Source organism: Vibrio sp. TBV020, assembly GCF_046056895.1.
In the GTDB taxonomy this organism is placed as follows: domain Bacteria; phylum Pseudomonadota; class Gammaproteobacteria; order Enterobacterales; family Vibrionaceae; genus Vibrio.
The window spans coordinates 1,924,891-1,938,443 of the sequence record NZ_JBEEAQ010000003.1; the positions used below are offsets into that span (position 1 = coordinate 1,924,891).

Genomic DNA, 13,553 nt, shown 5'->3' on the forward strand with positions numbered 1-13,553 from the left:
ATGACGTTACGTTCTAAAACAGTAATCGGGATTGCTCTCATTGAAATCGTGGTGCTTATGATTTTAGTGTTTAGTGCCATGCGCTTTCTGTCAGATTCAAATGAAAAGCAATTGATTCAGCGTGCCAACTCCAGTGCGATCATGTTTGCTCATGCAGCAAAAGATGCCGTACTTTCAACAGATCTGGCGACCTTAGATGATCTCGTGAATGAGTTTATGACGTTAGAAGATGTCGCTTACGTCCGCGTCTTACGTGATGGCAAAGAGCTCGCTTGTGCGGGTGACAAGTCATTATTAGAACGTTCAATGTCTAACGATACTTCTCTAAACGATGCCAATGACGGCATTTTTGATTTACGTACTCCAATTGAAAACGGCGGAAAAGAGTATGCGTACGTTGATATAGGATTCGAAACTGGCCCAATTAAGGCGATGCTTGCCCAAGCACAAAAGTCCATTGTGGGCATTGCAACAATGGAAGTGCTGTTAGTTGCCATATTTTCTTTTATTTTAGGCACCTACCTCACTCGCGGTTTAACCAGACTGACCAGCGCGGTCAATACCGTTGGTCAAAGTGGCCCCGGCTTTCAGCTAAATAATCATTCCAAGGACGAATTAGGCGAAGTAACAAAAGCTTTTGATGATATGTCTGCAAAATTAGAAAAGGACTATCAAGATTTGACCGCAGCCAGAGAAGGCGCTGAACAAGCCAGTGATTCAAAAAGCCGCTTTTTAGCGTCCATGTCCCACGAAATACGTACACCAATGAATGGAGTGCTGGGGATTCTCAATATTCTAGAAGAGACAGAGCTTACCAACGAACAACGTAAACTCGTCAGTACTGCCACCGAGTCTGGCCATTTCCTATTGTCGGTCATCAATGACATTCTCGACTTCACACGAATGGAGTCAAATACATTGATACTCGAACACAAAGCGTTTGATTTCCGTCATTGTGTTGAAAGCGTGGTCGATTCATTTACACCATCAGCAACCAGCCAAAACCTCATTCTGCACTGCTACATTGAAGGAAGTGTTCCGAGTAAAGTGAATGGTGATGAAAACCGCGTAAAACAGATCTTGCTGAACTTAATAGGCAATGCAATAAAGTTCACTCATGAAGGCAGTGTCACCATCAAAGTATGTTCAAACTCGCTAGACGATAACAAAGCCCAAATTACTGTAGAAATTCAAGATACCGGCATTGGTATCAGCCAGAACGCGATCAATTATTTATTTGACGAATTCACCATGGTCGATCAGACCTACTCTAGAAGCAAAGAAGGTTCAGGGCTTGGGCTCGCGATCTGCCGTCGCCTGTGTAATCTAATGGACGGCGAAGTACGTGTAAAAAGTGAACCCAATGTGGGTAGTACCTTTACCTTTGATATTTGCTTAGAAGTGACCGATGAGCTGATCGCGTCTCCAAGCACTCAATCACGTCAAGAACTGCTTAAAAAGGATGCGCGTATCCTTGTAGCCGAAGATAACAGAGCGAATCAACTCGTCATTCGAGAGATGTTTAAACGCCTAGGCAATCATATCGACATCGCGGAGAATGGCTTGGAAGCGTTAGAGATGGTTCAGCAATACCAATACGATCTTGTATTTATGGATATTTCGATGCCCAAGATGGATGGTATGGCTTCATGCCGTGCTATTAGAGAACTCGAAGATCCGCTAACGTCGCAAATACCTATTATTGCGCTGACCGCCCACTCTCTTGCGGGCGATAAAGAGAAGTTTTTAGCATCCGGTATGGACGACTATCTTTCTAAACCGCTAAGGCTCTCACAACTTGTTGATAAAATTAATCTATTCTTAAGTGATGATGCTGATGAAGTGCCAGATCAAATATTGCAAACACAGCAATTGAATGAGCAGAGCAATGCATATAAAAATAAACTATTGGTAGAAGAAAAAAATAACAAGGAAGTAGATCAGTTGGAACTCGTAGATGAGCAAGTGATTAAACAAATGATTGAGGATACGTCTGCCGAAGTCATCCCTCTTCTTATTGAACACTACCTTGAAGAGTCTCAAGATAGATTAAGTAAGATATATCAGGCAATGGACGATAAAGATCAAGAAGTATTGGAGTTTGAAGTCCATACCTTAGGGAGCTCCGCCCTAGCCTTAGGAAATCGAAGTTTATCCAATATGGCGAGAAAGATTGAACGCTTATGTCGTGATGGTAACCAAGATGAGGCGTTTATGTTGAAAGATGAACTTCGACAACTCGCCATTCAGTCTCTTACGGCTATAGAAGAACGTAAGCAACAAGGATTTAGCGAATCTACCGAGTCATAGCGGTTGATAAAAGATAGGATGTCGTTAATGAAACCAAAAGTATTACTAATAGAAGATTCCACGTCTTTGGCTATTCTGTACAAGCAGTACGTGAAAGATGAACCGTATGACCTGTTTCATGTCGAGACAGGTAAAGAAGCCATCGCGTTTATTGAACGAAATATTCCACAATTGGTTATTCTTGATCTCAAGCTTCCCGACATGCACGGTGAAGAGATCCTCGACTGGATTAATGAGCGTCAAATTCCAACGTCTGTTGTCATCGCAACTGCGCATGGCTCTGTCGATTTAGCAGTAAACCTTGTTCAAAAAGGCGCGAAAGACTTTTTAGAAAAACCGATCAACGCAGACCGTCTGAAAACATCCATTGCTCTGCATCTACAGCAAGTCAAACTCGCTAATCTTGTCGACGATATTGAAAACAAGTTCGATCGAAATCGCTTCCATGGCTTTATCGGTTCAAGCCTACCGATGCAAGGTGTTTACAAAATCATAGACTCTGTTGCACCAACCACTGCAAGTGTGTTTGTTATTGGAGAAAGTGGTACCGGTAAAGAAGTATGTGCAGAAGCGATACATCAAGAAAGTAAACGCAAAGACAAACCCTTCATCGCGATTAACTGTGGCGCTATTCCAAAAGATCTTATGGAAAGTGAAATTTTCGGCCACGTAAAAGGCGCCTTTACGGGTGCGACTGCTGATCGCAAGGGCGCGGCTTCAATGGCGAATGGTGGCACACTGTTCCTTGATGAATTGTGCGAAATGGAGCTGGAAATGCAGAAAAAACTGCTGCGCTTCCTACAGACAGGTACCTTCACTCCACTCGGTGCGACCCGAGAGATGAAAGTCGATGTACGAATCATTTGTGCGACCAACCGCGATCCTCTTTTAGAAGTTGAAGAAGGCCGTTTCAGAGAAGACCTTTACTATCGAGTTCATGTTGTTCCTCTCGATATGCCACCACTTCGTGATCGCGGAAACGACATACTGACTTTGGCTACACACTTTTTAAAACTGTACGCTAAGGAAGATGGCAAAAAATTCTCTGCCATTCATAGAGACGCAGAATCAACATTAAAACGTTATAACTGGCCAGGTAACGTACGTCAGTTGCAAAATATTATTCGCAACATTGTCGTTCTTAATGACGACTCACACCTTCGCCTATCCCACTTACCGGATCAGGTGACAAAAAATCAGAAATCGAAGCCTGTTCCTGCGCCAGTAGTCACTGCTTCTACTGCTCCAGAATTGCCTGTCCAAGAGACTATGCCCTCTAACCCTCAACCTATCGTGGAAAACGTGCCAGAGCGACCAGCGACAATTCGTCCTATGTGGCAAATTGAACGAGAGGCCATCCAACAAGCCATAGATTATTGTGATGGAAATGTCTTGAATGCAGCCGTTCTTTTAGAGTTAAGCCCTTCAACGGTTTATCGTAAAAAACAAGCTTGGGAAGCAGAGGATGAACACCAAGCGGTCTAACCAAGTCTGGTTAATCGTCGATAGCCTCACTTTTGGGGGTATCGAGACTCATTTGCTTGAGCTCGCCAATGGGCTCAAGCAACATAAAGTCCCGGTCAAAGTATGGTTAGTTAAGCGTTATTCATCAGAGCCACAACTGGTCAACAAACTTCAGGCTTTGGGTATTGACGTCGGCTATCTAAACCAACCTGAAACTCACTACCTCCGCTACTTTATTCACTTGATCAAAACTCAACGCCCCGCCGTCATTCATGCTCACGGTTATAAAGCGAGTCTGCTAAGCAAGGTAGCTAGAGTTCTGACTGGTGTGAAGCAAATATCAACGTATCATGCTGGCGAGACTCCTAGCGGAAAAGTTTGGATTTACGATGCTATAGATCGTTATAGCGCGTTTGTCTCAAATCATTCTATTTCAGTGAGCGATAAGATATCTCAAAAGCTTCCTGTTAGTTCAGCCATGTTCAATAACTTCATCGATGATAATGATCTACCCCAAAGTAGCGGTACATCTATCGCGTTCGTTGGTCGATTAAGCATAGAGAAAGGGCCAGATCGCTTCCTTAAATTAGCGCAGCTTAACCCCACGTTAAACTTTGATGTGTATGGGGATGGGCCAATGGCATCAGAGCTTCAAAGCGAAGCAACTCGCAACATTACCTTTCACGGGCATCAAACTGATATGGCAGCGATATGGGAAAATATTAGAGTTCTCATCATATGCTCTCGTTATGAAGGTCTACCTATGACGGCTCTTGAGGCAATGGGGCGCAGCATTCCTGTGATATCTCTTGATATCGGTAATCTTTCACACCTTATTCAGCATCAACAAAACGGGTTTATTGTAGGCTCAATGGATGAACTCAACGAATCCCTAAGTCGGTTTATTTCGTTAGACACAAAGCAATTAGCGTCTATCAAAACTGAAGCAAGACAAACCATAAAACTCGCCTACTCTGCGAGTGCTGTGATACCTCAGCTGCTCGACCTTTACTTCACTTCTCAATGTCATTCTGATTTTCAAATTGAGAAATAAAACTTTCACGATCACATCCTTAAAATAAATAATTTAAAAACAACAACTTAAATCAACATCATTGTTGGCACTTCCCTTGCGTTAGACATTGTCATCGACACAAGAATCGATGCAATTTCAATGTAAGGAACGGGTTATGGCTAAGAGAATATTGTTTGTACATTACGGTGATAACTGGATACGTGGCAGTGAAAAATGCTTGCTTGACCTCATCCATTATCTGGACAATCGTCAGTACCAACCTTACGTATGGACAAATAACCCAGCGCTACTCAACGAACTTGATAAAAGTTACGTTCCTGGAGAGGCGTCAGACTTCTCACTTCTGCTTGGCTGGAAAGCGCCTAAATATGATGTCACAGAGTGGTTTCGACTGTTTAAAAAAGCCTGTGCAATCATCGAGAGAAGAAGAATCGACCTCATTCATGTCAACAGCGCAGCACCTTGTCAGTGGATGTTAGCAGCAGCCAGAGCAAAAAAAATCCCGTTAGTTACGCAGCTTCATAGCCCATATCCCGCAAGAGAACGTTTGACAACAGGGTTACACTTATCTCCTCATATCATTTCAGTGAGTCGCTACGTGGCTCAGCCGTTATTTCAAGATGGATACCCTGAAGATAAACTTTCGGTTATCCATAACGGTATCGATATTGAAAAGCTTGAAGCGCAAAGCGCCGTTAATGTGAAGGCAGAGCTTTCGCTACCAAACAACAGCTTCGTTTTTGCTACGGTTGGCTCACTGATCAAACGAAAAGGTGTAGACCGCATCTTAACCGCACTGCGACATGTGACGTTAGAGTATCCACATGTACACCTTACTGTGATTGGCGATGGTCCATTACGTGCTGAACTAGAGCTCCAGTCTGATTATTTACACCTCTCCAAACATGTGCACTTCGTAGGAGAGCAACACAATGTGGTTGGTTGGCTTAAAGGTTGTAATGCATTTGTCAGTGGTGCAAGAAGTGAAGCGTTTGGTCTGGTTGTTGCGGAAGCTGCACTCGCTAAACTCCCTATCGTGGCACCGTTTGAAGGCGGCATCCCTGAATTCATTCGTCATGGAAAAACAGGCATTCTCTACCCTAATCATAAAGTCGCTCCGATGGCGAATGCGATGAGAATTGCGGTTGCCAACCCTAATTTATGTAAAAGGCTCGGCACTCAAGCGTATAAATACATTTCACTCAACCACTCGCTCGATAACTCCTGCCGCAAGATCGAAGCTTTGTACCGAACGCTGTTGACCCAGCCTCAAAGCCGAAATCGCTCGCTTGTGCACACATTTTCTCCAATTAAAACATTCTTAGCGAACCGCTTCACACTCGGAGGCCAACATGGATAACCGAAACACAACGTTAGTATTTGACCCGATTCCGTTTAAAGGTGGTTCGAAAATCGCAACGAGTGATGCACTGAATGTCTGTGACAATTCTAGCTGCCAATTTGTCGTATTAACCGTTGAGCCTGAGTATTGGGAAGGCACTGAGCTGTACTCTCAGCACGACGTCAAAGTAACCAAGATTTGGCATAGCGCTTGGCTAATGAAACACCACCAAGGCTACCTGTATTGGCTCAACCAATGCCTGTTGCTTTGTCAGTTGCTGTTGGCACTTTTGCGCTTTAATCGTGTTCATCAGGTAGTTGGTGCATCAGGCCCTGGAATCGATATGCCCATCTACCTTGCCCAAGCGCTATTTTCATTCCAAGTGACGCAAATGGTTCACGGCAACGTGGGAGTATCTCGCTCAATTGGTTATTGTTTAACAAAGGCAGATGCGGTTTTCTATTTGCCCTCTACCCGACCAAGCTTAAAAGCCGCATTAGAAGTATACTTAGCCAACGTTACTGGCGTTGCTGATACTCATTCGTTAGCAGAGTGTTACCTAAAATCCGCCAGCTACCAATCGTTTGTCAATGGACTACCCGAGTCTCGCTGGCCGACTCAGTCTCAGCAACACCTACCTATCTGCTTTTGGGCTGCGTCACTGCTAAAATGGAAAGGCTTAGATCTCTTTGTGGAGTCTTTAAAAACATGTTCAGAGTTTAGACCAATTTCAGCCAATATCTGTTTTATCCGGCCGAAAGACACATGCTTACCGATATCTGATGCTCCAATCAATATTCGACATACAAATTGGTATGACGACCCATCTGATTTGGACTACATCCGATCACAATCCAATATATTTGTTTCTACCAGTCAAAATGAACCGTTCGGGCTTTCTATTCTTGAAGCACTTGCCGCGGGTATGTGCGTTATCATCCCGCAAGATGGCGCTTTTTGGGATACTCGCCTTACACATGATGAAAACTGCATTAAATATCAGCCGGATGACGCTCAATCACTTGTCAACGCTCTACTTTATGCTTCGAACGACAGTCGTGTCCTTGAGCGCTGCCAAACTAACGCTTTAGCCACTGCCCAACAATATAAAGCAGAGTATCGTTATTTGCGTTTTGCACAGCACCTAAATGGTGACACTGTCACTCCAATTATGCGAATTTGCGACCAATAGTGTCATGGTTGGAGAAGTCATATGAGCCAAAAGCAATTAAAAAGTATCAGCCTATATGCATGCAGCGTTGTCCTGATGAAAGGCATCTCACTCATTACGCTGCCCCTAATGGCTTATTATTTGTCACCCGCTCAATTGGGACAACTCGAGCTGATTGGCGTAACAACCATGTTCGTGAGCTTGGTGATAGGGCTCGCTATGCACGAGAACCTATATCGATTTATTGGTGTGATAGAGAATGAAGATGAGCAAAAAAACAAAGCCGCTCAACTATATAGCTCAACAGTTACACTATCTGTGAGTTTAAGTATCGCTCTGCTTGGAGTTTATTGGTTATTTCCTTTGCACGCAGAATCGATTCCAACCAGCGCGGTGTATTTGATTGCTTTAGTCCTATGTTATGAAGCGCCATTGGCAATCAATCTTGCATGGCTACGCCTTAAAAATAAAGCGACCCTGTTTTTCAAAGTTTGCGTTACGACTGTGATTATCCAAGTAGCACTATTAGTCGTCGTACTCAATTTAGAACCGAATGTTGTTGTGATCTTCGCACTCAACGTGTTGTGCACATTTGGTCAGTATTTATTCTTACACCTTAAGATTGGGTTTAAATTCTCATTACCGAGTTACTCGCAGTTTAAACACTATGTTAGCTATTCTGCTCCGTTAATGCTGTCAGGTGTTGTTGCATTTGGTTTGAGTGGTGCTGAGCGATGGATAATCGCAGGAACAACAGATTTAGAGACCTTAGGTATGTATGCCATTGCAGCCAAGTTTGCCTTAGGTGTCGGAATTCTAATCCAACCTTTCCATATGTGGTGGATGCCTAAAAGGTTCGATTCAATGGAGCGATTCGGTGCCAAACACACGGCGCAGATTACCCAACAAGGGATCATTGTGCTTTGTATTATTGCGGTTATTGTTTCGTGGCTGAGTCAGGTCTTTATATGGTTTGCGTTGCCACAAGCTTACAAGCTCGCCGCCTCTTATGTCAGTCTGACTATTTGTATGATGCTGTTTAAAGAGCTTGTGGAGTTTACTAACTTCGGCATCTTATACAAAAAACAAACCTCACAACTTTTAGTAATCAACGTCTGTGCGACACTCATTGCTTTCGCAGTTTGCGCTACGACAATTGGTTTAGGTATCGAGGCTATTCTTTTGTCCTTGGTTCTTGGCCAAGTATGTCGATTTATTGCGACCTATTGGCGTAGCCAATTACTCGCTCCGATTCAGTATCAAACTGCGGCGGTGTTTGGTTTAGTTCTACTATCAACACTGTTCTTAGTTACCAGCCGCTATCAACAACATGTTGAACTCTCATTACTTATGCTATTCCTTCAACCTCTCGCACTCGTCGCTTACGCACTTAGAGTGAAACTGCTTAAAGCCTCTACATTCAAAAATGCATATGTGGTCATTCAAACTTACATGGGCCGAACACAATGACTGCGGCTGAGCGCACTAAAGCGTCAATGTACATGACTGGTCTTTGCTTGCTGCTAGGTGGGGTTTGGCTTGTTGTTCCTCATCCTTTATTAGTGATTGTGCTCTGTTTTGCCCCACTTGGGATCCTCTTCGTTTTGAACCAGACCTTTTGGTTTGTGAGTCTGTTTGTTCTGTTTTCCTTCTTTCGTATACATGAAGCATTACCCGCTCTCTACTCGTTGAAGATCCCACTACTACTGTCCCTTGGCGCATTATCCGCACTGTTATGGCATAGCTTAATCAGCCGTCAACTTACAACCTATTGGCACACTAGTTTCACTTGGCTCACGCTCTTTTGGTTGTTAGTTGTTATAGGTGCAGTCTTATCGTCTAACCCTGGATTAGCCATTACCTATTTTAAAAATATCTATTGGAAAATCATTGTGATGACTTTAGCGATTGCGTGGCTTGTTAACAGTGAGCAGTCGGTAAAAAAAATCGCGACCTTAATTATCCTCGCGGGATTGCTCATCGCATGTGTCGCTCTCTACAACTCAGCAAATGGAATAGGCATCGTTGAGGGTTCACGTGTCACCATTGGCCGCCAGCTTGGTTCAGTCCTTGGCGACCCAAACGACTTATCGCTAGTGTTGATGTTCCCTCTCGCTTTTGCCATTAGCTTCGCCGTCACTAAAGGCATCGGGGTTTCTCGTGTCATTGGTTTCGCCTGTTTAGTTTTAGCAATGGCGGCAGTGATTGCGACACAAAGCCGTGGTGGCTTATTAGGTTCTATTGCCGTATTCGGGATCTTCGGGTTACGAATAATTAAATCAAAAACCTTGCTGATGCTAATTGCAACCATTGGACTGCTCGCCCTTTTCGCAATGGCTGGTATCTCTGATAGACAATCAGGTGGTGCAGCAGAAGAAGGGATTGATGCTTCAGCTATGGGACGATTATATGCATGGGAAGCGGCGTTTAAGATGGCGTTAGATAACCCATTAACAGGTGTTGGACTAAACAATTTTTACGCGAATTATTTTTTCTATAGCCCACACTGGGATGGATTAAACCATGCAGTACACAGCACATGGTTTGGTGTGTTAGCTGAAACAGGATTCCTTGGTTTGATTGTATTTATTGGCATCATCGCATCATTGATCAAAACCAGTCGCGAAACTCTAAGGTTACTCGATAAACATGGGAAGGATGCCTCACCCTACCTTTTAGCCACAGCACTAGCAGTGTATGCGGGTGTCATTGGCACTATCGTATCTGGCACTTTCCTCACACAAGGCTTCACTTGGCCAATTTATATACTCGCAGCCCTATGTATCGCCCTCTCACGGATTACTCAAAAGTATTCTCAATTTGAGAAAAGCGAAGAAAGTTAGAACACCCAACCAGTAACCCACTGTTATTTAAGTCTTTTTATTTTGGCATGCAACATGATACTGCTCTTACTCAAATAGAAAAAGGAGAGCGTTATGTTGGTACAACAAGCCCATGGATTTAAGGACTGGTTAAAAAACCATAACAACCCATCTTTTCGCCGAGTGTTTCATGCTTTAAAAGTGATCAGAGCGTGTGATTTACCTACTCCAAGGTTCTTAAATCGCTTCATCGCAATGACCTACTCAACACTCTTAACGCTGTTTTCAAGCTTAGCTCGTGTTCTTATTCACACACCCGCGTTCAAAGGTAAGCTCGCTGCACATGGCCGCAGACTCTATTTATTCGGTGGTGTTCCTTTTGTTTCAGGTCCACTTTCGATAACTCTAGGGGATGATTGTAGAATCTCCGGAAAAACCACCTTTAGCGCTCGTCCTCAAAGCCAGCAACCACAGCTTATCGTTGGTAGCAACGTCGATATTGGTTGGCAAAGCACCATCGCTGTTGGCGGTAAAGTTGTGATTGAAGACAATGTTCGTATCGCAGGTGGCGCTTTCTTATTTGGCTATTCTGGACACTCAATGGATCCAAAACTTCGAGCTCAAGGTGTGGGAGACCGAGACTGCGATGTTGGAGACATCATCTTGAAGAAAGATGTTTGGCTAGGCACCAATGTGACGGTTTGTCCCAATGTCACCATAGGCGAAGGAACTGTTGTAGGTACTGGTAGTGTCGTCACAAAAAGCCTTCCCCCATTCGTTGTTGCTGCAGGGAACCCAGCTAGAGTCATCAAAAAACTGAATATACAAGGAGGTAGCCATGCGTGATCTTATTGTATTCGGCGAAGATTTTGGTGGTCTTCCATCAAGCACACAGCATCTCGTTACACGCTTAGCGAAGCAACGTCGTATTCTTTGGGTTAACTCAATAGGCTTACGCCAGCCAAAGTTCAACCTTCATGATTTACGGCGTGCAATCAATAAACTGTTTGGAAAAGGGAAAAACGGTTATCAAAGCTCTGAACAGACACCTGAAAATATCACTGTAGTCAATTTACGCACGATTCCAGCACCAGGTTCTTCATTAACTCGCTACATAGCTAAGTCACTGATATGTGCTCAGTTGAGACCTATCGTTGAAGCACTGAAACTAAACAAGCCAGTATTGTGGAGCTCGCTCCCTACCGCTGCTGACCTATGTGGTAGCTTAGGGGAGTCTTCAGTAGTGTATTATTGCGGCGATGACTTTTCATCGTTAGCCGGAGTGGACCATAGTGTCGTATCTGAGCATGAGTCAAAACTTGTAGCGCAAGCAGACCTAATTTTTGCAGCTAGCTCTACTTTGCTGACTAAGTTTCCACAAAACAAAACTCGTTATGTTCCACATGGCGTTGATACCGCCCTTTTCAGCACACCTGTACCAAGAGCTGAAGACCTTCCCAGCGCAAATAAAAAAATCGCTGGATTCTATGGCAGCCTATCAAACTGGTTAGATTACGACTTACTTGATCAAGTCTGCCGTGCTAACCCTGACTGGGAGTTTGTATTTATTGGGCCTATTGAGCTTTCATACAACCCGCTACCTAAGTTAAGTAATGTTCATTACCTTGGACCTAGAGCACATCACGAATTGCCAAAATACAGCCAACACTGGGATGTTAGCTTACTTCCGTTCTTAGCCAATGACCAAATTGCCTCTTGCAGTCCCCTGAAATTACTCGAATATCTAGCCGCAAACAGCCGCGTCATTAGCACCCCTTTCCCTGCACTAACACCATATAGTGACTATGTAGACGTGATTACAAATGTTGACGGCTTTTCCAACGCGCTTCGTCATTTGGAAACAGGCCAATCTAACTTTCCACCCGCTAATATTGGGGACAATAGCTGGGACTCGCGAAGCCAGTTAGTTCACGAAATGTTGGAGTCACTATGAACGAGCTTAAACTAAGGTTAATCATCATACTCAACGGGGCGTGGCGCCAACGATACATCATCGTGGTTCCAATTCTTATCTTACCATTTGTTGGCTATTTCATCGGAAAAATGGCTCCAACAAGCTACGTCTCTCATACATCCATGCTTATCCAAGAGACGGCCAAAATGAACCCTTTCCTCGAAGATATCGCGGTCTCTACTATGTTGAAAGAGCGCCTCAACGCATTGAGTACCTTGCTTAAAAGTCGTCACGTTCTCACAGCTGTCGCCAAAGAGCACAACCTGATAAACGATGAGATGAAACCTGCCGAAAAGGACTACATCATTAGTGTGTTATCTAACAGCCTCTCAGTCACTCAACCCGGGAAGGATTTCTTGAAGATCTCACTGACTTCACCGTCGCCGGAAGGAATGAAAGAAATGCTTGAGTCTGTCAGTGAACACTTTATTGAACAGCTACTCGCCCCGGAGCGTTCATCAATCAAAGACTCATCAGAATTCTTAGCGATACATATTGAAAAACGTCGAATGGCGCTTGATGAAGCTGAGAATGAACTCGCCGAGTTCAAAAACCGTTACGCCTCGGTCACTCCAGAAATGCAAAGCCAGGCATTAGGTCGACTGGCATCGCTCAAACAAAGTTATGCCGAAAAAAAAGCGGAACTTGCTGGTGTTGAACGTAGTCTCGGTTCGCTAGATCAACAGCTCTCTAAAACGAACCCTGTCGTTGGCAAAATCGAAGATCAGATCATCGATATTAGAAGCCAGCTTACCTTGTTGAGAGCCAAATACACCGACAGCCACAGCGCAGTACAAGGTAAAGAGCGTGAGCTTCGTCGTTTAGAGAACGAACGTAAATTACTCATTCAAACCGAGCAGCCAAACATCAGTAGTGAACAGCTATGGGATATTGCCAGTAGCACCAAAATTCGCGAGTATGGTGATGTCCAGCCTCTGCTTGTCACTCAACTGCATAGCTTGCAGCTAGTTAGAGGCCGATATGAGTCCCTCACAGAAGAAACCAAAAGCCTTGAAGCAATGATCACAGAGCTAGAACAAGAAGCCAATCGCTTTGGTGATAATGCGAAAACGATGCACCGTTTAGTACGAGATGCAGAAATTAAACGCCAGCTCTATGATGAACTTATTCAACGTTACGAAATGGCTCAACTTACTGGCTCACTCGGTATCTTCGAGCAAAACAAACGCGTTAAGATTATCGACCTTCCATACACACCAAGTCGCCCATCCAATTTACCTATTATTGTATTTATCATTGCTGGTCTGTTCGCTGGTATTGGTTTAGGTAGTGGTATTGCTATCCTCATTGAATTGTTTGATTCATCCGTAAGAAGAAAAGAAGAGATCGAACAGATAACCAAAGCGCCAATGCTCACCCAAATTCCTAAAATCAAACCTTATCATTCATAACGCAATTCAATTTGAAACATA

The 13,553-nt window shown here is 43.9% G+C and carries 10 protein-coding genes; all 10 read left to right on the forward strand.

The annotated features are described in order from the left end of the window. The 10 genes from AAFX28_RS16845 to AAFX28_RS16890 all read left to right on the forward strand — a co-directional run bounded on the left by AAFX28_RS16845 (position 1) and on the right by AAFX28_RS16890 (position 13,532). Positions 1 to 2,310 carry an ATP-binding protein gene (locus tag AAFX28_RS16845; RefSeq protein ID WP_408690895.1) on the forward strand — a complete coding sequence of 770 codons (2,310 nt, stop codon included), beginning with the start codon at positions 1 to 3 and terminating at the stop codon, positions 2,308 to 2,310. Between the two features lie 27 nt (positions 2,311 to 2,337). Next, positions 2,338 to 3,795, forward strand: a complete 1,458-nt coding sequence (locus tag AAFX28_RS16850) for a sigma-54-dependent transcriptional regulator (RefSeq protein ID WP_408689350.1) — start codon at positions 2,338 to 2,340, stop codon at positions 3,793 to 3,795. After that, positions 3,776 to 4,828: a glycosyltransferase family 4 protein gene (locus AAFX28_RS16855; protein WP_408689351.1), complete on the forward strand. Its 1,053-nt coding sequence runs from the start codon at positions 3,776 to 3,778 to the stop codon at positions 4,826 to 4,828. The genes AAFX28_RS16850 and AAFX28_RS16855 overlap by 20 nt, the downstream gene beginning before the upstream one ends. Before the next feature lie 136 nt (positions 4,829 to 4,964). Then, a complete protein-coding gene (locus AAFX28_RS16860; RefSeq protein ID WP_408689353.1) occupies positions 4,965 to 6,170 on the forward strand; it encodes a glycosyltransferase in 1,206 nt (401 codons plus the stop codon). Then, a complete protein-coding gene (locus AAFX28_RS16865) occupies positions 6,163 to 7,344 on the forward strand; it encodes a glycosyltransferase (RefSeq protein ID WP_408689354.1) in 1,182 nt (393 codons plus the stop codon). Before AAFX28_RS16860 ends, AAFX28_RS16865 begins: the two co-directional genes overlap by 8 nt. Before the next feature lie 21 nt (positions 7,345 to 7,365). Further along, positions 7,366 to 8,793 carry a lipopolysaccharide biosynthesis protein gene (locus tag AAFX28_RS16870; RefSeq protein ID WP_408689356.1) on the forward strand — a complete coding sequence of 476 codons (1,428 nt, stop codon included), beginning with the start codon at positions 7,366 to 7,368 and terminating at the stop codon, positions 8,791 to 8,793. Beyond that, the gene (locus tag AAFX28_RS16875) at positions 8,790 to 10,166 is read left to right on the forward strand and encodes an O-antigen ligase family protein (protein ID WP_408689357.1); all 1,377 of its coding nucleotides are present in this window, start codon (positions 8,790 to 8,792) and stop codon (positions 10,164 to 10,166) included. Before AAFX28_RS16870 ends, AAFX28_RS16875 begins: the two co-directional genes overlap by 4 nt. A 93-nt stretch (positions 10,167 to 10,259) precedes the next feature. Further along, entirely contained in the window at positions 10,260 to 10,991 is a 732-nt protein-coding gene (locus AAFX28_RS16880; RefSeq protein ID WP_408689359.1) for an acyltransferase, read from the forward strand. Beyond that, positions 10,984 to 12,099, forward strand: a complete 1,116-nt coding sequence (locus tag AAFX28_RS16885; protein ID WP_408689361.1) for a glycosyltransferase family 1 protein — start codon at positions 10,984 to 10,986, stop codon at positions 12,097 to 12,099. The genes AAFX28_RS16880 and AAFX28_RS16885 overlap by 8 nt, the downstream gene beginning before the upstream one ends. Next, positions 12,096 to 13,532: a GumC family protein gene (locus AAFX28_RS16890; protein WP_408689362.1), complete on the forward strand. Its 1,437-nt coding sequence runs from the start codon at positions 12,096 to 12,098 to the stop codon at positions 13,530 to 13,532. Before AAFX28_RS16885 ends, AAFX28_RS16890 begins: the two co-directional genes overlap by 4 nt. Positions 13,533 to 13,553 lie beyond the last annotated feature (21 nt).